The 24,543-nt window shown below is 70.7% G+C and carries 1 protein-coding gene; it reads right to left on the reverse strand.

Annotation, left to right across the window (positions count from 1 at the left end):
• Positions 1–19: 19 nt before the first annotated feature.
• Positions 20–24,541 carry a type I polyketide synthase gene (locus BG418_RS20345; protein WP_188275361.1) on the reverse strand — a complete coding sequence of 8,174 codons (24,522 nt, stop codon included), beginning with the start codon at positions 24,539–24,541 and terminating at the stop codon, positions 20–22.
• Positions 24,542–24,543 lie beyond the last annotated feature (2 nt).

Below are 24,543 nucleotides of genomic sequence, written 5' to 3' on the forward strand. Positions count from 1 at the left end.
CATCGGGGCGATCATCAGGTCAGGATTTTCCGAATTCGTTGTTGATGATGTCGAAGAGGTCGTCGGCGGAAGCCGATTCGATTTCGAATTCCTCGTCCTCTCCGATGGCCGCTCGCTCCACCCTGTTCCAGTTGGCCAGGAGCGATTCGAGCCGTGCGGTGACGCGGGCGCGTTCCGTGGTGTCCTCGGGGACCGACGACAGGAGGAACTCCAACTTGTCGATCTCCGCGAGGGCGGGGAGTTGCGGGGTGGCGTCCTCGCCGAGGAGTTCCGCCCGGATGTGGGCGGCCAGCGCGGCGGGGGTGGGGTGGTCGAAGACGAGACTGGCCGGGAGGCGCAGGCCGGTGGCGGAGCCGAGCCGGTTGCGCAGTTCGACGGCGGTGAGCGAGTCGAACCCCAGCTCCTTGAAGGCACGGCCGGCCTCGACCTTCGCGGACCCGTCGTGTCCCAGGACCACGGCGACCTGCGCGCGGACCAGGTCGAGCACGACCCGCTCCGCCTCCGGACCCGCCAGGCCCCGCAACTCGGCCTCCAGACCGGCGGCCTCCTCGGCCGCGCCGCCCTGCGCCTCCCGCTGGGCGGCGAACGCGTCGCGCACCTCGGGGAGGTCGGCGATCAGCGGGCGCGGCCGGGCGGCGGTGAAGGCCGGGACGAACAGGTCCCAGTCGACGTCGGCGACCGTGACCGTGGTCTCGTCCCCGTCCAGCGCCTGCTGCAGAGCGGCGATCGACAACTCCGGTGCCATGACGGGCAGTCCACGGCGGCGCAGCTGCTCGGCCGCCTCGTCGTCGGCGACGAGGCCGCCCTCGCCCCACGGGCCCCAGGCCACGGAGGTGGCCGTCAGTCCGCGTGCGCGGCGCTGCTGGGCCAGGGCGTCCAGGTGGGCGTTGGCCGCCGCGTAGGCGCCCTGGCCGCCGCTGCCCCACACTCCGGCGATGGAGGAGAAGAGGACGAAGGCGTCCAACTCGGTGTCGCCGAGCAGCTCGTCGAGGTGCGCGGCACCGGCGACCTTGGCGGCGACCACATCGGCGACCTCGCCGGGCCCGGTCTCGTCGAGCGGCGCGAACTGGCCGGCGCCCGCCGTGTGGAAGACGGCGGTGAGGGCGCCGGGGGTGCCGTCGGGGTTCCCGGGGGTGCTCCCGACGGTGTCCGTCCGCAGGTTCGCGAGCAGTTCACGAACGGCGGTCCGGTCGGTCACATCGCAGGCGACGGCCGTGGCGTGTGCGCCCAGCGCGCGGAGCTCCGCGACGAGGGCGTCCGCGCCGGGCGCCTGCGGCCCACGCCTGCTGACCAGGACCAGGTGTTCCGCGCCGTGCGCGGCGAGCCAGCGCGCGACATGGCCGCCGAGCGCGCCCGTGCCTCCGGTGACCAGGACGGTGCCCCGGGGCCGCCAGGCGCCGCGGTCCGCCGCGCCGCCGGGTACCGGTGCGGCGTGCCCGATGCGGCGGGCGAGGAGGCCCGCGGACCGGATGGCGATCTGGTCCTCGTCACCGGCACCCGCGAGGACGGCGAGCAGCGTGTCCACGGCCCGCTCGTCCGCAGAGGCGGGCATGTCCACCAGACCGCCCCAGCGCTCGGGGTGCTCCAGGGCGACGACCCGGCCGAGCCCCCAGACCTGTGCCTGCGCGGCGCTCCCGACCCGGTCGGACGGGGTGGCCGCCACGGCTCCGGCGGTGACGCACCACAGCGGGGCGTCGATCTCCGCGTCACCCAGTGCCTGTACGAGCGTTCCCGTCAGGAGCAGCCCGGCCGGTACGGCCGGGTGGGCGGGGTGCGGACCGTCGGCGAGCGCCAGCAGGGAAAGCACTCCGGCAGCCTTGTTGTCGGCAAGGGCCTCGCGGAGCCGCGCAGCGAGTGCGTGGCGATCCAACTGCGTTTCCTCGACGGCTACTTCGCGTACGTCCACACCCTGCGCCGTCAGAGCGGCGACGACGGCACGGCTTTCCGCGGCCCCCGACGTGGCTGCGGGCTTCACCAGGAGCCAGGTCCCGGACGGCCGTGCGACGGCGGGCTCGGCCATCGGCCGCCACGTGACCCCGTAGCGCCAGCCGTCGACGCGCGACTGCTCCTGCCGCTGCCGCCGCCAGGCGGACAGGGCGGGCAGCAGAGCGCTGAGCGGTTGGTCGGCGTCGATGTCGAGGGTGGCGGTGAGCGAGGAGAGGTCGGCGTTGTCGACGGCCTCCCAGAACTGCGCGTCCGCCGCCCCGAAGGATCCTCCGGTGGCCCCGTCGGCAGCCGCGCCGGAGCCCGCCTCCTCCAGCCAGTAGCGCTCGCGCTGGAAGGCGTAGGTCGGCAGGTCGACGCGCTGGGCGCCGGTCCCGGCGTAGAACGCCTGCCAGTCGACGGCGACACCGCGTACATGGGCCGCGCCGAGCGCCGAGAGCAGTGTCCCGGCCTCGTCGCGTCCGGTACGCAGGACCGGCAGGAACGCGGCACCGTCGCCGGTCACGCACTCCTGGGCCATGGCGGAGAGGACACCGTCCGGGCCGAGCTCGATGTAGGAGGTGACACCGGCCGCTTCGAGGGCGCGAACACCATCGAGGAACCGTACGGCCTCACGGACGTGGCGCACCCAGAAGTCGGAGTCCGCCATCTCGTCGGAGACCAGGGCACCGGTCAGGTTGGAGACGACCGGGATACGCGGGGTGCCGTACGACAGCCCCTCGGCAACCTTGCGGAAGTCCGCGAGCATCCCGCCCATGTGAGGCGAGTGGAAGGCGTGACTGACCGTCAGCCGCTTCGACTTGCGGCCTTCGAAGTGCGTGACGATCTCAAGGGCCGCGTCCTCGTCACCGGCGATGACCACCGACTGAGGACCGTTGATGGCCGCGATGGACACACCGTCGGTGAGGTACGGAAGCACCTCGTCCTCCGACGCCTGCACCGCGATCATCACGCCGCCCGTCGGCAGCGCCTGCATCAAGCGGCCACGCGAGGCGACCAGCTTGGACGCGTCCTCCAGCGAGAACACCCCGGCGACGTACGCCGCAGCGATCTCTCCGATGGAGTGCCCCGCCAGGAAGTCGGGCTTCACGCCCCACGACTCCACCAGACGGAACAACGCCACCTCAACCGCGAACAACGCAGGCTGCGTGAACTCCGTACGGTCGAGAAGATCACGGTCGTCGCCGAACAGCACGCCATGCAGCGGCACTTCAAGGTGTGTGTCCACGTGCGCGCAGACCTCGTCCAGCGCATCCGCGAACACCGGGTAGGTGTCGTACAGCTCACGGCCCATGCCGAGCCGCTGGCTGCCCTGACCCGTGAACAGGAACGCCAGACCGCCGCCGGCGGCTGCACCCTGCACCAGACCCGGTGCGGGCGAGCCCTCCTCCAGCGCCTTCAGAGCGCTCAGGAACTCGTCGCGCTCCTGGGCGACGACCACGGCGCGCCGTTCGAGGGAAGCCCTCGACATCGCCAGCGAGTAGGCCACGTCGGCGGGTTCCAGGTGCGGATCGACAGCGATACGTGCGCGCAGCCGCCCGGCCTGCACGCGCAGGGCCTCGTCGCTCTTGGCCGACAGCGCCCACGGGACGATGGCGGGCCGGTATCGCTCACCGGCCGCTTCGCCACCCTGGTCCTGCGGCGCCTGTTCCAGGACGGTGTGGGCGTTCGTACCGCTGAACCCGAAGGACGAGACGCCCGCCCGGCGGGGGCGGCCGGTCTCCGGCCACGCGCGCTGTTCGGTCAGCAGCGCGATGTCACCCGCAGTCCAGTCCACGTGCGGGGTCGGCTCATCCACGTGCAAGGTCTGCGGCAACTCACCGTGCTGCATCGCGAGAACCATCTTGATGATGCCCGCCACGCCCGCGGCGGCCTGCGTGTGGCCGATGTTCGACTTGATCGAACCGACCAGCAGAGGCTGGTCAGAAGGCCGGTCCTGGCCGTACGTGGCAAGGAGGGCCTGCGCCTCGATCGGGTCACCGAGGGTGGTGCCGGTGCCGTGCGCCTCCACAGCGTCCACGTCCGCAGCCGACAGACCCGCGCTCGCGAGAGCCGCGCGGATCACCCGCTGCTGGGACGGGCCGTTGGGGGCGGTCAGGCCGTTGCTCGCACCGTCCTGGTTGATCGCCGAACCACGGACCACGGCGAGTACGGGGTGCCCGTTGCGCTGCGCGTCCGACAGCCGCTCGACGAGCAGCATGCCGACACCCTCACCCCAACCCGTACCATCCGCCGCCGCCGCGAACGCCTTGATCCGGCCGTCCGCCGCAAGACCCCGCTGACGACTGAAGTCGATATACGCGCCCGGCGACGACATGACCGTCACACCGCCGGCCAGCGCCATCGAGCACTCACCGCTGCGCAGGGCTTGGACGGCCCAGTGCAGTGCGACCAGCGAGGCGGAGCAGGCGGTATCGACGGTGACGGCCGGGCCTTCGAGGCCGAAGGCGTACGAGAGCCGACCGGACACCACGCTCGCCGCGTTGCCCGTGCCGAGGAAGCCCTCGATGCCGTCCGGAACAGTCCGGAGCGTCGCTCCGTAGTCCTGGCCGTTGGTGCCGACGAACACACCGGCCTGGCTTCCGCGTACGGACGAGGGGTCGATGCCCGCCCGCTCGAACGCCTCCCAAGACGTCTCCAGCAGGAGCCGCTGCTGCGGGTCCATCGCCAGGGCCTCGCGCGGCGAGATCCCAAAGAAATCGGCGTCGAAGTCGGCGGCGTCGTAGAGGAATCCGCCCTCGCGGGCGTAGAAGGTGCCCTGCTTGTCGGGGTCGGGGCTGTAGAGCCGTTCCAGGTCCCAGCCACGGTCGGCGGGGAAGTCGCCGATGGCGTCACCACCGGTCGAGAGAAGCTGCCAGAGGTCTTCCGGGGTGCGTACGCCACCGGGGAACCGGCAGCTCATCGCCACGATCGCGATGGGGTCGTCGTCGACGACCGTGGACGCGACCACCGCACCGGCCGCTGTCGGCTGCGTACCGACCAACTCGCCTCGCAGGTACTCCGCGAGCGCGGTCGACGTCGGGTAGTCGTAGACCAACGTGGCCGGGAGCTTCAATTCGGTGACCGCGCCCAGGCGGTTACGCAGCTCGACAGCCGTCAGCGAGTCGAAACCGATCTCACGGAACGCACGTCCCGCCTCGATATCCCCGGCACCGGAGTGCCCCAGCACCTCGGCGACCTGCGCGCGCACCAGATCCAGGAGGTACGGCTCACGGTCCGCGTCGGCCAGGCCCTGGAGCAGCTGCGTCAGGGACGAACCAGCATGCTGCGCACGGTCGTCCTCGCCCCCGCTTGTGGCGAGCGCACGCTGGGCCTCGGGGAGTTCGCCGAGGAGGCTGCTCGCCCGCACGGCGGTGAAACCGGGCGCGAACCGCTCCCACTCCACATCCACAATCGTCAGAGCCGCATCGGAAGAACCGACCGCGCGCCCCATGACCTCGATGGCGAGATCCGCGTCCATCGGCGGCACACCACCGCGACGCATACGGGCCTCCATGGCCTCGTCGGCCGCCATGCCACCCTCGGCCCACGGACCCCAAGCCAAAGACGTCGCCGCAAGACCATCAGCACGACGCTGCTCCGCCAGAGCATCCAAATAGGCATTCGCCGCAGCGTAGTTGGCCTGCCCGGCCGCACCGATGCTGCCACTCATCGAGGAGAAGAGGACGAAGGCGTCGAGTTCGATACCGAGCTCGCCGGTGAGGTCGTGGAGATTCAGCGCGGAGACCGCCTTGGCCCGCAGCACGCTTTCGATGCGGTCAGGAGTCAGAGCGTCGAGAACACCGTCGTCCAGCACACCCGCCGTATGAACGACAGCCGTCAGCGACTCGGCGACGGACGACAACAGACCACGCAGCGCGTCACGGTCAGCCGCGTCACACGCCACCACGGACGCCTCAACACCCATACCGGTCAGCTCGGCGACCAGCTCAGCAGCACCAGGGGCATCCAGCCCCCGACGGCTCGTCAGAACAATGCGCTCCGCACCGGACACTGCCAGCCAGCGGGCAACACAGCCACCCAGAGCACCCGTACCACCCGTCACCACCACCGTGCCACGAGGAGACCAACCCGCAGCACCCTCCACACGCGGAGCACGCACCAGACGACGGCCGAACACACCCGACGAACGCACCGCAACCTGATCCTCACCAGAACCAGACCCCAGCACACCCACCAGACGCGACACCACACGCTCATCCAACACACCGGGAAGATCAACCAGACCGCCCCAACGCTCCGGAACCTCCAGCGCCGCAACCCGGCCCAGACCCCACACCTGCGCCTGCACCGGCGACCCGAGACGATCCCAACGCCCGACCGACACAGCACCACGCGTCACACACCACAACGGCGCGGGAATCTCGGCATCACCCAACGCGCCAACCACACCAGCAGTCAGAACAAGCCCAGAGCTCTCGTCCAATGCCAAGAGCGACACCACACCGGCACACTCACCGGCCCCAGCAAACAGACCAGCCAACGCGACACGATCCGCACCCGGCTCCACAACAACCCGGCGAACCTCAGCACCACGAACGGTCAAACCACCGACCACACCCGCAACCCAGTCGTCATCCTCGAAACCGGCGGGAACAACCACCAGCCACGAACCCGACAACCGCACCCCAGCACCGGCACCGGCCTCAACACCCACCGGCTTCCAGCTCACCCGGTAACGCCAGCCATCCACCTCCGACTGCACACGCCGACGACGACGCCACGCAGACAGAGCCGGCAGCACGCTGCCCCACGCGTTCTCGTCCTCGACGCCCAGAGTCGCGGCGAGCGACTCCAGGTCCTCACGCTCGACCGCGTCCCAGAAGCGTGCGTCCACCTCATCAGTGACGCCACCTCCCCGTACAGCACCAGGCAGTTGGAGCCAGTAGCGCGAGCGCTGGAAGGCATACGTCGGCAGATCGACGCGCTGGGCGCCAGTACCCGCGTAGTACGCCTGCCAGTCGACGGTGATGCCGTGTGTGTGGGCGCGGGCGAGCGCGGTGGTGACCGTCTCGGCCTCGGGACGGCCCTTGCGAAGCACGGGCACGAAGGCCGCGCCCTCGGTGACGCACTCCTGAGCCATGGCGGAGAGAACCCCGTCCGGGCCGAGTTCAAGGTACGTGGTGACACCGGCCGCTTCGAGGGCACGGATACCGTCGAGGAAACGAACCGCCTCACGGACATGACGCACCCAGAAGTCGGCCGATGCCATCTCGTCCGAGACCAGCGCACCCGTCAAGTTCGATACGACCGGGATACGCGGCGACTCGTAAGAGAGCCCCGCCACAACCTCACGGAACGCGTCCAACATGCCGTCCATGTGCGGCGAGTGGAAGGCGTGACTGACCGTCAGCTGCTTGGACTTGCGGTCCGGGAACTGCGCGACGATGTCCTGCGCGGCGTCCTCGTCACCGGCGATGACCACCGACCGAGGACCGTTGATGGCCGCGATGCTGACCCGGTCGGTCAGGTACGGAAGGACCTCGTCCTCCGACGCCTGCACCGCAATCATCACGCCACCAGCGGGCAGCGCCTGCATCAACCGGCCGCGTGCCGAAACCAGCGCGCACGCGTCCTCCAGCGAGAACACCCCGGCCGCATGCGCCGCGGCAATCTCACCGATGGAGTGACCCGCCAGGAAGTCGGGCTTCAGACCCCACGACTCCACCAGCCGGAACAACGCCACCTCAACCGCGAACAGAGCAGGCTGCGTGAACTCCGTACGATCCAACGCCTCAGCGTCCGAACCGAACAGCACATCCGCCAGCGGTACTTCGAGATGCGTGTCGATGTGCGCACAGACCTCGTCCAACGCCTCCGCGAACACGGGATACGCGTCATACAACTCACGCCCCATCCCCAACCGCTGACTTCCCTGCCCCGTAAACAGGAACGCGGTCTTCCCACCAACCGGCGAACCCGTCACCACACCAGCAGCAGAACCACCCTCCGCCAACACCCCAAGACCCGCCAACAGACCATCCCGGCCCCCGGCCACCACAACCGCACGATCCTCGAACGACGCACGCCCCACCACCAACGAACGAGCAACGTCCACCGGACGCAGTTCCGGCGCGGCGAGTACGTACGACTGGAGCTGACGCGCCTGCGCGCGCAGGGCGTCCTGTCCCTTCGCCGAGAGCACCCACGGCACCACCGGCAACGTCACCGGAGTCGCGGCCGGGGCCTCGGGAAGCGGCTCCGCCGCAGTCTGTTCGGGCGTCGGCGGCTGCTCGATGATCGTGTGGGCGTTGGTGCCACTGATACCGAAGGACGACACGCCCGCGCGGCGCGGACGGCCCGTCTCCGGCCACTCCACCGCGTCCGTCAGCAGCGAGACCGCGCCGTCCTCCCAGTCGATCTGCGGCGAGGGGGCGTCGACATGCAGGGTCCGGGGCAGCACGCCGTGCCGCATCGCCATGACCATCTTGATGATGCCCGCGACACCCGCCGCCGCCTGGGTGTGGCCGATGTTCGACTTGATCGAACCGAGCCACAGCGGCCGGTCCGCCGACTTCTCCTGCCCGTACGTGGCGAGCAGCGCCTGCGCCTCGATCGGGTCGCCGAGACGGGTTCCCGTGCCGTGGGCCTCGACCGCGTCGACCTCGGCGGCCGACAGGCCCGCACCGGCCAGCGCCTCGCGGATCACCCGCTGCTGCGAAGGGCCGTTGGGGGCGGTGAGGCCGTTGCTCGCACCGTCCTGGTTGATCGCCGAACCACGGACCACCGCCAGCACCGGGTGGCCGTTCTTCCGCGCGTCCGACAGCCGCTCCACGAGCAGCATGCCCGCGCCCTCGCCCCAGCCCGTACCGTCGGCTGCCGCCGCGAAGGACTTGCACCGGCCGTCGACCGAAAGGCCGCGCTGGCGGCTGAAGTCGACGAAGGTCTCGGGGGTCGCCATGACCGCGACGCCGCCGGCCAGCGCCATCGTGCACTCGCCGCTGCGCAGCGCCTGGATCGCCCAGTGCAGTGCGACCAGCGACGACGAGCACGCCGTGTCGACCGTGACGGCGGGGCCTTCGAGTCCGAAGGTGTAGGCGACACGGCCGGAGGCGATGCTGCCCGCGTTGCCGGTGCCGATGTAGCCCTCGACGCCCTCGGGCAGTTCGCTGCCGCCGTCGCCGATACCGGTCACGTAGTCGTGGTACATGACGCCCGCGAAGACGCCCGTACGGCTGCCGCGCAGCGTCGCCGGGTCGATCCCGGCCCGCTCGAACGCCTCCCAGGACGTTTCGAGAAGCAGTCGCTGCTGCGGGTCCATGGCGAGCGCTTCGCGCGGGGAGATCCCGAAGAACGCCGGGTCGAAGTCGGCCGCGTCGTGCAGGAATCCGCCTTCACGCGTGTACGAGGTCCCGGCGTGGTCGGGGTCGGGGTGGTAGAGGGATTCCACGTCCCAGCCGCGGTCGACCGGGAAGGCGGTGATGCCGTCGCCACCCGACGCGACGAGCTGCCAGAGGTCCTCGGGGGTCCGTACGCCGCCGGGGAACCGGCAGCCCATGCCGACGATGACGATCGGGTCGTCACCGGTCGCGCCTACGGCAACTACGGTGCCGCGTCCGGCCGTTCGCGTCGCGTCCGCAGCCGTGTGCGTCTCTTCGACGACCAGCTCCGTCAGGAGATGGCGGGCCAGCGCGGTCGGCGTCGGGTAGTCGAAGACGAGAGTCGCCGACAGCCGCAGACCGGTCTCGGTCTTCAGGACGTTGCGCAGCTCGACCGCAGTGAGGGAGTCGAAGCCGAGTTCCTTGAACGCGCGGTCCGCGTCGACCGCGTCGGCCCCGGCATGGCCGAGAACCGCGGCCACCCGCCCGCACACCAGGTCCAGCACCGCACCCTCGCGCTCGGCGAAGGGCAGGGCGAGCAGCCTGGCCGTCAGGGGCGAACCGCCGTCCGCCACCGCGCGCGGTTCGACCGCCCGCCGGGACGGCACGCGCACCAGAGCGCGCAGCAGTGCCGGGACCTCGCCCGTCGAGACGGCGTGCGCGCGCAGCACCGCGAGGTCGAGCCGCATCGGCAGCAGGAGCGCCGCGTCGACGGTGAGGGCGGTGTCGAAGAGCGCCAGGCCCTCGTCACCGGAGAGCGCGCCGACGCCGTCCCTAGCGATGCGCCGCAGGTCGACCTCGTCGAGCTGCTGCGCCATACCGCCCGCCTGCGGGGCCCACAAGCCCCAGGCGAGGGAGGTCGCCGCGAGTCCTTCGGCGCGGCGCTGCTCGGCCAGCGCCTCCAGGAACGCGTTGGCCGCCGCATAGTTGGCCTGACCGGCCGCTCCGAAGGCGGCAGCCGCGCCGGAGAAGAGGACGAAGGCCGCGAGGCCGAGGTCCCGGGTCAGCTCGTGCAGGTTGAGTGCCGCGTCCACCTTCGGGCGCAGCACGGCCGCGACCCGTTCCGGGGTGAGCGAGGAGAGCACCCCGTCGTCGAGCACACCGGCCGTGTGCACGACGGCGGTCAGCGGGTGCTCGGCCGGTACGGCCGCGAGCAGCGCGGCCAGGGCGTCACGGTCGGCGGCGTCGCAGGCGACGAGATCGGCCTCGGCTCCCAACTCTGCCAATTCGGCAAGGAGTTCGTCGGCACCGTCGGCCTCCGGCCCCCGTCGGCTGGTGAGCAGCAGGCGCTTGATTCCGTACGCCGTCACCAGGTGGCGGGCGAACAGCCGTCCCAGGTTCCCGGTGGCACCGGTCACCAGCACCGTGCCGGCCGGATCGGCGAGCGCTCCGAGCACGCCGAGGCCGTCGGGCGTGTCGCCGAGCGGCTCGCGTGTCACGTCGGCGGAGGGCACGCGCGCCAGGCGGGGCGCGCTGATCTCGCCGCGCCGGACAGCGGTCTCCGGCTCGCCGCAGGCCAGCGCGGCCGGCAGCACGGCGAGCGACGCCGCAGCCGATTCACTGTCGGCATCGAGGTCGATCTGGAGCAGCTGCCCGGGGTTCTCCGACTGTGCCGAACGCAGCAGACCGCGTACGGCACCGCCCGCCAGGTCCGCCACACCCGCACCGGCCTCCGTGGCGACGGCACCCGCCGTCAGCCACACCAGCCGCGTCCCGGCGAACCGCTCGTCCGCCGTCCATTCCTGCACGGCACTCAACGCGCCCTGTACGGCGGCGTGCACGGAGGCGACGGTGTCGGCGCCGTTCTCCGGCGCGCCGGCCGGCGGTACGAAGACGGCATCGGGCAGCGCCTCGCCGGCCTCCAGGGCGGCACCGAGCGCCGCCACATCGGCGTACTCCGTCACCTGCGCGCCCGTCACGGCCAGGCCCAGCGTGTCCCGGCCCAGTACGGCCCACCGCTGACCGGTCGCGGTGGCGCGCGGGGCCACCACGGGCAGCCACTCGACGCGGAACAGCGACTCCAGGTGCCCGCCGTCGGCCGCGCGCACCTGGTCGGCCGAGGCCGTGCGCAGGGTCAGGGACTCCACCGAGGCCACCGGACGCCCGGTCTCGTCCGCCACCAGCAGCGCCAGGGTGTGCGGGTCGCCGAGGGTGTGCGGGGTCAGCCGCATCCGGAGCGACGACGCTCCCGACGCGTACAGCGAGACACCGGACCATGCGAACGGCAGCAGCGCGCCGGTCTCTGTCTGCTCGCCGTCGCCGTACCCGATGGCGTGCAGGCCCGCGTCGAGCAGGGCGGGGTGCAGACCGAAGCGCGCCGCCTCGCGGCGTGCCTCGCCGGGGAGCGTCACCTCGGTGAAGAGCTCACCGTCCCGGCGCCAGGCCGCGGTGAGCCCCTGGAACAGCGGCCCGTACGCGACACCGCCTTCGGCCAGCTCCTCGTACAGCCCCCGCACGTCCACCGGTACAGCTCCGGCCGGCGGCCATTCGGCCAAGTTCTGCTGCGCGACCTCACCAGGCGCACCGGAGGCCAGCACGCCGGAGGCGTGACGCGTCCAGGGTTCCTCCGCGAGGGCGTCAGGTCGGCGTGAGTGCACGCTGAACGGCCGCTGTCCGGGCCCACTGGGTGCCTCGACGACCAACTGGAGCTGTACGCCGCCCCGCTCAGGCAGCACGAGCGGCGCCTGGAGCGTCAGCTCCTCCACCATGTCGCAGCCGACCTGGTCACCGGCACGGATCGCCAGGTCGACGAAGGCCGTACCGGGCAGCAGGACGCTGCCGAGGATGGTGTGGTCGGCCAGCCAGGGATGCGTGTCGAGCGACAGCCGCCCGGTGAAGAGCACCCCTTCGGAGTCCGCGAGAGCCACCGCGGCGCCGAGCAGGGGGTGCCCGGCGTCGCCGAGCCCGATGGCCTCCGGGTCGCCGGAGGCGAGAGCCGACACGCTGGGCCAGTAGCGCTGCCGCTGGAAGGCATACGTGGGCAGGTCGACCCGGCGGGTTCCGCTGCCGGAGAAGTACGCCTGCCAGTCCACGGCGGTGCCTCGGACGTGCGCCTGCGCAAGGGCCGTGGTGACGGTCTCGGCCTCGGAGCGCCCGGAGCGCAGGGCGGCCACGAAGACACCGTCCTCGCCGGTCACGCACTCCTGGGCCATGGCGGAGAGGACTCCGTCGGGGCCGAGTTCGAGGTAGGTGGTGACACCGGCGGCTTCGAGCGCGCGGATACCGTCGAGGAAACGTACGGCCTCGCGGACGTGGCGTACCCAGAAGTCGGGGGACGCCATCTCGTCCGAGACCAGAGCGCCGGTCAGGTTGGAGACGACCGGGATGCTCGGGGACTCGTAAGAGAGCCCCGCCACAACCTCACGGAAGGCGTCCAACATGCCGTCCATGTGAGGCGAGTGGAACGCGTGACTGACCGTCAGCTGCTTGGACTTGCGGTCCGGGAACTGCGCGACGATCTCCTGCGCGGCGTCCTCATCACCGGCGATGACCACCGACCGCGGGCCGTTGATGGCCGCGATGCTGACCCGGTCGGTGAGGTACGGAAGCACCTCGTCCTCCGACGCCTGCACCGCGATCATCACGCCACCGACGGGCAGCGCCTGCATCAACCGGCCACGCGCGGCAACCAGTTCACAGGCGTCCTGGAGCGAGAACACCCCGGCGACGTGCGCGGCGGCAATCTCACCGATGGAGTGACCCGCCAGGAAGTCGGGCTTCAGACCCCAGGACTCCACGAGCCGGAACAGGGCCACCTCAACCGCGAACAACGCAGGCTGAGTGAACTCCGTACGGTCGAGAAGATCACGGTCGTCACCGAACAGCACGCCATGCAGCGGGACTTCAAGGTGCGTGTCCACGTGCGCGCAGACCTCGTCCAGCGCGTCCGCGAACACCGGGTAGGTGTCGTACAGCTCACGGCCCATGCCGAGCCGCTGGCTGCCCTGGCCCGTGAACAGGAACGCGGTGCGGCCGTCGCCCACCACCCCGGTGGTGGTGCCGGGTGCGGGCTCGCCTGCGGCCAGCAGTGCCAGTACGTCGGCGAGTTCCTGCTGGTCGTCGGCGGTCAGCACCGCACGGTGGTCGAGGTGCGCGCGCGCCGTGGCGAGCGAGAAGGCGAGGTCGACGGCTCGGGGGGCGTTGCCGGGTACGTCCTGCTGGGTCTCCAGGTGGACGCGCAGCGCCGCCGCCTGGGCCCGCAGAGCCTCCGGGCTCCTGCCCGAGAGGAGGTACGGCAGGACGCCGGGAGCCGTGTCGTCGGCCGGGGCCGTCTCCACCGCCTCGGGGGCCTGCTCAATGATCGTGTGGGCGTTGGTGCCGCTGATGCCGAAGGACGAGATGCCCGCCCGGCGGGGGCGGCCGGTCTCCGGCCACGCGCGCTGTTCGGTCAGCAGGGCGATGTCGCCCGCCGTCCAGTCCACGTGCGGGGTCGGCGCGTCCACGTGCAAGGTCTGCGGCAACTCACCATGCTGCATCGCGAGAACCATCTTGATGATGCCCGCGACACCGGCAGCGGCCTGGGTGTGGCCGATGTTCGACTTGATGGAGCCAAGCAGCAGCGGCCGGTCTGCCTCGCGGTCCTGGCCGTACGTGGCCAACAGCGCCTGCGCCTCGATCGGGTCACCCAGCTTCGTACCCGTACCGTGCGCCTCCACCACATCCACGTCCGCAGCCGACAGACCCGCACTCGCCAGAGCCGCACGGATCACCCGCTGCTGGGACGGGCCGTTGGGGGCGGTCAGGCCGTTGCTCGCACCGTCCTGGTTGATCGCGGAACCACGGACCACGGCAAGCACAGGGTGCCCGTTGCGCTGCGCATCGGACAACCGCTCGACGAGCAGCATGCCGACACCTTCGCCCCAACCCGTACCGTCCGCACCCGCCGCGAACGCCTTGATACGGCCATCGACCGCAAGACCCCGCTGACGGCTGAAGTCGATGAAGTTCTCGGGCGTCGACATGATGGTCACGCCACCGGCCAGCGCCATCGTGCACTCGCCCTGCCGGAGCGCCTGGATCGCCCAGTGCAGCGCGACCAGCGACGACGAGCACGCCGTGTCGACCGTGACAGCCGGCCCTTCCAGGCCGAGCGCGTAGGAGACCCGGCCGGACATGACGCTGCCCGCGTTGCCGGTGCCCACGTGGCCTTCGAGGCCGTCCGCCTCGCGCGTGACGAGGGAGAGGTAGTCCTGGCCGTTGGTGCCGACGAACACACCGGCCTGGCTGCCGCGCAGGGACGACGGGTCGATCCCCGCCCGCTCGAACGCCTCCCACGACGTCTCCAACAGCAGGCGCTGCTGCGGGTCCATCGCCATCGCCTCACGCGGCGAGATCCCGAAGAACGCCGGGTCGAACTCCGCCACGCCGTCGAAGAAGCCGCCCTCACGGGTGTACGAGGTGCCCGGCTGGTCCGGGTCGGAGCTGTAGAGCCGCTCCAGGTCCCAGCCACGGTCCGCCGGGAATTCGGCGACCGCGTCCGTGCCGTCCGCGAGCAGGCGCCAGAGGTCTTCCGGAGTACGTACGTCACCGGGGAACCGGCAGCTCATCGCCACGATCGCGATCGGATCGTCGTCCACCGCCGTGGCCACACCGGGCAGCAGGGTGTCGGCGACCCGCACACTGCCGACCAACTCGTCGCGCAGGTACTCCGCGAGCGCGGCCGACGTGGGGTAGTCGTAGATCAGCGTGGCCGGAAGCTTCAACTCGGTGGCCACGCCCAGGCGGTTACGCAGCTCGACAGCCGTGAGGGAGTCGAAGCCCAACTCCTTGAACGCACGTGCCGCACCGACCGCGTCGGATCCGGCGTGGCCGAGCACGGCGGCGACGTGCGTACGGACCAGCTCCAGGAGCTCGCGCTCCTGCTCGGCGGGGGCGAGGGCGGCCAGGCGCCCGGCCAGGGAAACGGGACGCCCGACCTCGGGTGCCTCCGCGCCACGGGCCTGCGTCGCCCGAGCGGCTTCGCGCACCTCGCGCAACTCCGCGAACAACTCGCTGCGGCGTACGGCGGTGAAGCCCGCGAGGAACCGGTCCCACTCGACATCGGCCACGGTGAGCGCGGCCTCGTCGGCACCGATGGCCTGACGGAGGGCCTCGATCGCCAGATCCGCCCGCATCGGGGGCACGCCGTCCCGTCGCATACGGGCTTCCAGCGCCTTGTCGGCCGCCATGCCACCCTCGGCCCAGGGGCCCCAGGCCAGAGACGTCGCCGCAAGACCATCCGCATGACGCTGCTCAGCCAGAGCATCCAAATAGGCGTTCGCCGCAGCGTAGTTGGCCTGCCCGGCCGCACCGATGCTGCCACTCATCGAGGAGAAGAGGACGAAGGCGTCGAGTTCGATGCCGAGCTCGCCGGTCAGCTCGTGCAGGTGCTGGGCGGACACCGCCTTCGCCCGCAGCACCCCCTCAATACGCTCCGCCGTCAGAGCGTCGAGCACACCGTCGTCCAGCACGCCCGCCGTATGCACCACAGCGGTCAGCGAATCGGCAACAGATGCCAGCAGGACCCGCAGAGCATCCCGGTCGGCCACATCGCACGCGACCACCGACACCTCGACCCCGAGACCCGTCAGCTCGGCGACCAGCTCACCAGCGCCCGGAGCATCCAGCCCCCGACGACTCGTCAGAACAATGCGCTCCGCACCGGACACTGCCAGCCAGCGGGCCACACGGCCGCCCAGAGCACCCGTACCACCCGTCACCAACACCGTGCCACGAGGAGACCAACCCGAGCCGCCCTCCACACCCGCAGCACGCACCAGACGGCGCCCGAAGACACCCGACGAACGCACGGCAACCTGGTCCTCACCCGAACCAGACCCCAGCACACCCACCAGGCGCGACACCGCACGCTCATCCAACACACCGGGCAGATCAACCAGACCGCCCCAACGCTCAGGAACCTCAAGCGCCGCAACCCGGCCCAGACCCCACACCTGCGCCTGCACCGGCGACCCGAGACGATCCCAACGCCCGACCGACACAGCACCACGCGTCACACACCACAACGGCGCGGGAATCTCGGCATCACCCAACGCGCCAACCACACCAGCAGTCAGAACAAGCCCAGAGCTCTCGTCCAATGCCAAGAGCGACACCACACCAGCACACTCACCGGCCCCAGCAAACAGACCAGCCAACCCCGCACGATCCTCACCCGGCTCCACCACAACCCGGCGAACCTCAGCACCACGAACGGTCAAACCACCGACCACACCCGCAACCCAGTCGTCATCCTCGAAACCGGCAGGAACAACCACCAGCCACGAACCCGACAACCGCACCCCAGCACCGGCACCGGCCTCAACACCCACCGGCTTCCAACTCGCCCGATAACGCCAGCCGTCAAGCAGCGCCCGCTCCTGGCCCTGCTTGCGCCAGGCCGCCAGCGCGGGAAGCACCTCGCTCAGCGGCTGATCCCCGTCAAGGTCCAACTCCAGAGCAGCAGCGAGCGAAGCAACATCCTCATGCTCGACCGCCTCCCAGAAACCGGCATCCAGGGAATTTTCGAGCCCGCCGGCGACCGGTCCAGTCGTCGCCAGGGTGGTCTCGGGCCAGTAGCGCGAACGCTGGAAGGCATACGTCGGCAGATCGACGCGCTGGGCGCCGGTACCCGCGAAGAACGCCTCCCAGTCGACAGAAATACCCCGGACGTGCGCCTGCGCAAGGGCGACCGTCGCCGTCTCAGCCTCGGAGCGGTCCTTGCGGAGCACGGGCGCGAAGACCGCATCCTCGGTGACACACTCCTGCGCCATGGCGGACAGAATCCCGTCCGGACCGAGCTCCAGATACGAGGTGACACCGGCCGCTTCGAGCGCGCGGATACCGTCGAGGAACCGTACGGCCTCACGGACATGACGCACCCAGAAGTCGGGAGACGCCATCTCGTCCGAGACCACAGCACCGGTCAGGTTCGAGGCGACCGGGATACGCGGCGACTCGTAAGAGAGCCCCGCGACAACCTCGCGGAAGGCATCCAACATGCCGTCCATGTGGGGCGAGTGGAAGGCGTGACTGACCGTCAGCTGCTTGGACTTGCGATCCGCGAACTGCGCGACGATCTCAAGCGCCGCGTCCTCGTCACCGGCGATGACCACCGACCGAGGACCGTTGATCGCGGCGATGGACACACCGTCGGTGAGGTACGGAAGGACCTCGTCCTCCGACGCCTGCACCGCAATCATCACGCCACCAGCAGGCAACGCCTGCATCAACCGACCACGCGCGGAAACCAGCGCGCACGCATCCTCCAGCGAGAACACCCCGGCCACATGCGCGGCGGCAATCTCACCAATGGAGTGCCCCGCCAGGAAATCGGGCTTCAGACCCCACGACTCCACCAACCGGAACAACGCCACCTCAACCGCGAACAACGCAGGCTGCGTGAACTCCGTACGGTCAAGAAGATCGCGGTCGTTGCCGAACAGCACGTCATGCAGCGGAACTTCGAGGTGCGTGTCCACGTGCGCGCACACCTCGTCCAGCGCATCCGCGAACACCGGGTAGGTGTCGTACAGCTCCCGGCCCATGCCGAGCCGCTGACTCCCCTGACCCGTGAACAGGAACGCCAGACCGCCACCGGTCACCGCCCCCCGGACCAGGCCCGCCGACTGTTCACCGGCGGCGAGGCTCAGCAGCCCGGCCGCGAGGGCATCGCGGTTCTCGTGGCCGACGACGAGGATCGCGCGCTCGTCCAGCGCGGAGCGGCCGGTCGCGAGGGAGTAGGCGATGTCAGCGGCCGTGACGTCCGGGTGCGCGGCCAGGTGCGTCGTCAGGCGCTCGGCCTGTGCCCGCAGACCGGATTCGCTCTTGGCCGAGAGGGCGAGGGGCAGCACCGGGGGGACCGTCTTCCCGGCGCCCGCTGTCACCTCGGCGTCAAACGCCGGGGCTTCTTCGATGATCGTGTGGGCGTTCGTGCCGCTCAGGCCGAACGAGGACACACCGGCCCGGCGCGGGCGGCCCGACTCCGGCCATGCCACCTGCTCGGTCAGCAGGGACACCGCCCCCGCCGTCCAGTCGACGTGCGGGGTCGGGGCGTCCACGTGCAGGCTCTGCGGGAGCACCCCGTGCCGCATCGCGAGGACCATCTTGATGATGCCCGCGACACCGGCGGCAGCCTGGGTGTGGCCGATGTTCGACTTGATGGAGCCGAGCAGCAGAGGCTGGTCAGTCGGCCGGTCCTGGCCGTACGTGGCCAGCAGCGCCTGGGCCTCGATCGGGTCGCCGAGCTTCGTGCCCGTGCCGTGCGCCTCCACCACGTCGACCTCAGCAGCCGAAAGACCCGCGCTCGCCAGAGCGGAACGGATCACCCGCTGCTGCGACGGACCATTCGGAGCCGTCAGACCGTTGCTCGCACCGTCCTGGTTGATCGCCGAACCACGGACCACCGCCAACACCGGATGGCCCTTGGCCTGCGCGTCGGACAGCCGCTCGACGAGCAGCATGCCGACACCCTCGCCCCAACCCGTACCGTCCGCACCCGCCGCGAACGCCTTGATACGGCCATCCGCCGCAAGACCCCGCTGACGACTGAAGTCGATGAACGCGTCGGGCGTCGACATGATGGTCACGCCACCGGCCAGCGCGAGCGAGCACTCGCCCTGCCGCAGCGCCTGCACAGCCAGATGGAGGGCGACCAGCGACGACGAGCAGGCCGTGTCGACCGTGATCGCCGGGCCTTCGAGGCCGAATACGTAGGAGAGTCGGCCGGAGACGACGCTCGCCGCGTTGCCCGTGGCGACATGACCTTCGAGGCCGTCCGCCTCGCGCGTGACGAGGGAGAGGTAGTCCTGGCCGTTGGTGCCGACGAACACACCGGCCTGACTGCCGCGCAGGGACGACGGGTCGATCCCGGCCTGCTCGAACGCCTCCCAGGACGTTTCGAGGAGCAGACGCTGCTGCGGGTCCATCGCCAGGGCCTCACGCGGCGAGATCCCGAAGAAGTCGGCGTCGAAGTCGGCGGCGTCGTAGAGGAATCCGCCCTGACGCGTGTGTGAGGTACCGGGCTGGTCCGGGTCCGCGCTGTAGAGGCTCGCCAGGTCCCAGCCACGGTCGGCGGGGAATTCGGCGACCGCGTCCGTGCCGTCCGCGAGCAGGCGCCAGAGGTCTTCCGGGGTGCGTACGCCACCGGGGAACCGGCAGCTCATCGCCACGATCGCAATCGGATCGTCGTCCACGACCGTGGACGCGACCACCGGACCGGCCACCGTCGGCTGCGTGCCGACCAGTTCGCCGCGCAGGTACTCCGCGAGCGCGGCCGACGTCGGGTAGTCGTACACCAGCGTGGAGGGCAGGCTCAGTCCGGCCGCCGAGCCGAGTCGATTACGCAGCTCGACGGCGGTAAGGGAGTCGAACCCGAGCTCCTTGAAGGCACGGTCCGCGCCGACCGCATCCGAGCCGTCGTGGCCGAGTACGGCGGCGACCTGCGTACGCACCAGGTCGAGCAGCTCACGCGTCTGCTCGGTCTCGGTCAGGCCCGCCAGTTGCCCGACCACGGTGCCCGCGACATCGGCGCCCGTGACGACGGAGCCCTGGCCGGTGAGGGCGGCGCTGCCCTCCGAGCGGGCGACGAAGTCGCTGATCAGGGGGCTGGGGCGGACTGCGGTGAAGCCCGCCAGGAATCGATCCCAGTCGATGTCCGCGACGGTGAGCGCCGCTTCGCCCGCGCCGACGGCCTGCTCCAGCGCGGTGATGGCGGAGTCGGGGCCCATGGGAGGCACGCCCTCCTGCCGCATACGGGCCACCATGGCCTCGTCGGCCGCCATGCCACCCTCGGCCCAGGGACCCCAGGCCAAAGACGTCGCCGCAAGACCATCCGCACGACGCTGCTCAGCCAAAGCATCCAAATAGGCGTTCGCGGCGGCGTAGTTGGCTTGCCCGGCGGCACCGATGCTGCCACTCATCGACGAGAACAGGACGAAGGCGTCGAGTTCGATGCCCAGCTCGCCGGTCAGCTCGTGCAGGTGCTGGGCGGACACTGCCTTCGCCCGCAGCACCCCCTCGATACGCTCCGCCGTCAGAGCGTCGAGCACACCGTCGTCCAGCACACCTGCCGTATGCACCACAGCGGTCAGCGAATCGGCAACAGATGCCAGCAGGACCCGCAGAGCATCCCGATCGGCCACATCGCACGCGACCACCGACACCTCGACCCCGAGACCCGTCAGCTCGGCAACCAGCTCAGCGGCACCAGGGGCTTCCAGACCACGACGGCTCGTCAGAACAATCCGCTCCGCACCCGAGACCTCCAACCAACGAGCAACACGGCCACCCAGAGCACCCGTACCACCCGTCACCAACACCGTGCCACCAGGAGACCAACCCGCAGCACCCTCCACACCCGCAGCACGCACCAGACGACGGCCGAACACACCCGACGAACGCACCGCAACCTGGTCCTCACCCGAACCAGACACCAACACCGCGGTCAAACGCGACAGCGCACGCCCGTCCAAAACCGACGGCAGATCAACCAGACCACCCCACCGCTCAGGAACCTCCAAAGCAGCAACCCGGCCCAAACCCCACACCTGCGCCTGCACCGGCGACCCAAGACGATCCCAACGCCCCACCGACACAGCACCACGCGTCACACACCACAACCGCGCAACAACCCCGGCATCACCCAACGCCTGAACCACGCCAGCCGTCAGAACAAGCCCAGACACGTCGTCCAATGCGACGAGCGACACCACACCGGCACACTCACCAGCCTCAGCAAACAGACCAGCCAGCCCCGCACGATCCGCACCCGGCTCCACCACAACCCGGCGAACCTCAGCACCACGAACGGTCAAACCACCAACCACACCCACGGCCCAGTCGTCATCCTCAAAACCGGCAGGAACAACCACCAGCCACGAACCCGACAACCGCACCCCGGCCTCGACACCGGCACCCACCGGCTTCCAACTCGCCCGGTAACGCCAGCCATCCACCTCCGACTGCACACGCCGACGACGACGCCACGCAGACAGAGCCGGAACCACCTCACTCAGCGGCTGATCCCCACCGAGATCCAACTCCAGAGCAGCAGCGAGCGAAGCGACATCCTCATGCTCGACCGCCTCCCAGAAGGCGCTGTCGGCCGGGTCGGCGCCGTGTGCTGCCGGGGCGGAGTTCGCGGCGGGGGCCTGCGCGTCCATCCAGTAACGCGAGCGCTGGAAGGCGTACGTGGGCAGGTCGACCCGACGCGCGCCGGTACCCGCGAAGCAGCCGGCCCACTCCACCTCTGCTCCACGCACGTGCGCGCGGGCGACTGCGGTGAGGAGCGTGGCCGCTTCGGGGCGGCCGGAGCGCAGGACAGCGGCGAAGGCCGCGTCCTGGGAGGACACACTGTCCTGTGCCATGGCGGTGAGCACGGCGTCGGGGCCGAGCTCCAGGAAGGTGGTGGCGCCGCGCTCCTGGAGCGTGCGTACGCCATCGAGGAAACGCACGGCCTCTCGGACGTGCCGCACCCAGTAGTCGGGGGTGGCCAGTTCGGCGGGGCCGGCGGCTCGGCCGGTGAGGAGGGAGACGACGGGGAAGGCGGGCGTGCCGTAGTCGATGACCTGCGCGACCCGGAGGAACTCCGCCAGCATCCCGTCCATGTGCGGCGAGTGGAACGCGTGACTGACCGTCAGCCGCTTCGACTTGCGATCCGCGAACTGCGCCAGGACCGCGTTCGCCGCGTCCTCGTCACCCGCGATGACCACCGACTGCGGGCCGTTGATCGCCGCGATGCTGACCCGGTCGGTGAGGTACGGCAGGACCTCGTCCTCCGACGCCTGCACCGCGATCATCACGCCACCGACGGGCAGCGCCTGCATCAACCGGCCACGCGAGGCGACCAGCATGGACGCGTCCTCCAGCGAGAACACCCCGGCGACATGCGCGGCAGCGATCTCACCGATCGAGTGGCCCGCCACGAAGTCCGGCTTCAGGCCCCAGGACTCCACCAGCCGGAACAACGCCACCTCGACCGCGAACAACGCGGGCTGGGTGTAGGCCGTCTGGTGCAGCAGTTCGGCCTCGGGCGTGCCCTCGTCGGCGAACATGACGTCGAGGAGGGGGATTTCGAGCTGCTCGTCGAGGTACCAGCACGCGTCGTCGAGAGCGTCGGCGAACACCGGGTAGGTGTCGTACAGTTCGCGGCCCATGCCGAGCCGCTGGCTGCCCTGGCCGGTGAAGAGGAACGCGAGCTTGCCCGTGGTGGGCGCACCCTGGACGACCGAGGGTGTCTCGGTGCCTTCGGCCAGGGCGTGCAGGGCGCGCAGGAACGACTCCCGGTCGTCGCCGAGGACGACGGCACGCTGGTCGAAGAGGCCTCGGGTGGTCGCCAGCGAGTGGCCGATGTCGAGGGGGGTGGCGTCCGGCCGGGCCGTGAGATGGGCGCTCAGGTTACGGGCCTGGGCGCGCAGGGCCTCGGAGGTCTTGGCGGACAGCGTCCAGGGCAGGAGGCCGGGAGCCGTCGCGGTGTCCGGGGCGTCGCTCTGCGGGCCCGCGGTGTCCGTCGCGTCGCTGTCCGGCTGCGTCGCGGTGGCCGCCCGGGTGCCCTCGCCGTCCGCGGCGGACGTCCGCCCTGCGCCCTCGCGGTCCTCGACGGGCGGCTCTTCGATGATGGCGTGCGCGTTGGTGCCGCTCATGCCGAAGGAGGAGATGCCGGCCCGGCGCGGGCGGTCGCCTTCCGGCCACCGGACGGCCTCCGTGAGCAGGGAGACGTCGCCCGCCGTCCAGTCGACGTGCGGGGTCGGCTCGTCGATGTGCAGGGTGCGGGGCAGCACGCCGTGGCGCATCGACATGATCATCTTGATGATGCCCGCGACACCCGCGGCGGCCTGGGTGTGGCCGATGTTCGACTTCAGGGAGCCCAGCCACAGCGGCCGGTCCGTCTCCCGGTCCTGGCCGTAGGTGGCGAGCAGGGCCTGCGCCTCGATCGGGTCACCGAGCTTCGTGCCCGTGCCGTGCGCCTCGACGACGTCGACCTCGGCGGTCGCCAGACCCGCGTTGGCCAGCGCCTGGCGGATGACACGCTGCTGGGCGGGGCCGCTGGGGGCGGTGAGACCGTTGCTGGCGCCGTCCTGGTTGATCGCCGAACCACGCACCACGGCCAGCACCGGGTGGCCCTTGGCGCGTGCGTCCGACAGGCGCTCGACGAGGAGCATGCCGACGCCCTCGCCCCAGGCCGTACCGTCGGCGGCGGCCGCGAACGGCTTGCACCGGCCGTCGGTGGCGAGCCCGCGCTGGCGGCTGAAGGCGATGAACGAGCCGGGGCTCGCCATCACCGCGGCGCCGCCCGCGAGGGCGAGGGAGCACTCGCCGGTGCGCAGCGCCTGGACGGCGAGGTGGAGGGCGGCGAGGGAGGAGGAGCAGGCCGTGTCGACGGTGACCGTCGGGCCCTCGAAGCCGAACGTGTAGGCGATACGGCCGGAGGCGACGCTGGCCGCGTTTCCGGTGACGAGGTATCCCTCGAATCCGTCGGTGGCGTCCTGGAGCCGGGGGCCGTATTCCTGGGTCTCGGCGCCGACGAATACGCCGACCTGTCCGCCGCGCAGTCCGGCGGGGTCGACACCGGCCCGGTCGAATGCCTCCCAGGACGTTTCGAGAAGCAGTCGCTGCTGCGGGTCCATGGCGAGCGCTTCGCGCGGGGATATTCCGAAGAATCCGGCGTCGAACTGGTCGGCGTCGTGGAGGAATCCGCCCTCGCGGGCATAACTGGTACCGGCCTGGTCGGGGTCGGGGTTGTACAGCGCGTCGAGGTCCCAGCCGCGCCCGGTGGGGAATTCGGAAATGGCGTCGGTGCCGGCCGCGACGAGGTCCCAGAGGGCTTCGGGGGACTCCACGCCGCCGGGGAAGCGGCAGCCGATTCCCACGATGGCGATGGGTTCGTCGCTGGCGACGGCGGCGGTGACGGGCCGCTCGTCGAGGTCGCTCAGGCCCAGGATCACGGCGCGCAGATGGCGTGCGAGGTGGGCGGGCGTGGGGTGGTCGAACGCCAGGGTGACGGGCAGTCGCAGGCCGGTACCGGCGGTGAGCCTGGCGTGCAGGTCGACGGCGGCGAGCGAGTCGAAGCCCAGCTCCAGGAAGGGGCGGTGCGGGTCGAGGACGGCGGGGGCGGAGTCCCGCAGCGCGGCGGTGACCAGCGAGACGACCCACTCCAGCAGCGCGGCGTGCTGTTCGGCCTCGCCGAGGCCGGTCAGGCGCTGCGGCCAGGACAGGGCGTCCGCCGGGCTCACGCCCGGCGTCCCATCGGCTTCGGGGGCGACATTGATTTCCGCCGTGAAATCCTCGGACTCATTCAACATCG

Origin of the sequence: Streptomyces sp. CBMA152 (assembly GCF_014596475.1) — a bacterium.
Lineage (GTDB): Bacteria > Actinomycetota > Actinomycetes > Streptomycetales > Streptomycetaceae > Streptomyces.

Bases quoted from the DNA above. Each gene is read 5' to 3' on its own strand.
- BG418_RS20345 (WP_188275361.1), bottom strand. From the start codon at position 24,541: ATGTTGAATGAGTCCGAGGATTTCACGGCGGAAATCAATGTCGCCCCC.